Source organism: Kistimonas scapharcae (assembly GCF_039540975.1).
In the GTDB taxonomy this organism is placed as follows: domain Bacteria; phylum Pseudomonadota; class Gammaproteobacteria; order Pseudomonadales; family Endozoicomonadaceae; genus Kistimonas; species Kistimonas scapharcae.
The window spans coordinates 1-509 of the sequence record NZ_BAABFL010000138.1; the positions used below are offsets into that span (position 1 = coordinate 1).

Below are 509 nucleotides of genomic sequence, written 5' to 3' on the forward strand. Positions count from 1 at the left end.
GGCTTAATCCCGACAGATCTTCAGCTGATCAACTTAAGAAAGCGGCTTGAGTTGGGGCGACAACTATGTTGACAAACACCGCTGCGGAGATAGCAGAACACATGCAGTCTCGTCCTAAAAAAATCAGAAAGGCAGTGAACATTATGACTCAAGAGGGTGCAGATTTTGATGGAGTATTACTGTGAATACAGAACAAAGACGCTTTCGCACTAAGGTCATTCATGCTGGACAAAAGCCAGACCCGGTAACCGGGGCTATTATGCCCAATATTGTTACATCTTCCACCTACCAGCAACCGGCGCCAGGACAGCATACTGGATTTGAATATTCTCGCAGCCAGAACCCAACCCGGTTTGCTTTGGAAAGAATGTTGGCAGAACTTGAGGAAGGCCGTTATGGATATGGGTTTGCTTCCGGGTTAGCGGCTACGGTGTTTGTCAACATAGTTGTCGCCCCAACTCAAGCCGCTTTCTTAAGTTGATCAGCTGAAGATCTGTCGGGATTAAGCC

General features: G+C 47.5%; 1 protein-coding gene. It reads left to right on the forward strand.

The window, feature by feature from the left end:
- Positions 1–181: 181 nt before the first annotated feature.
- A complete protein-coding gene (locus tag ABD892_RS10050) occupies positions 182–481 on the forward strand; it encodes a PLP-dependent transferase (protein ID WP_345195488.1) in 300 nt (99 codons plus the stop codon).
- Positions 482–509 lie beyond the last annotated feature (28 nt).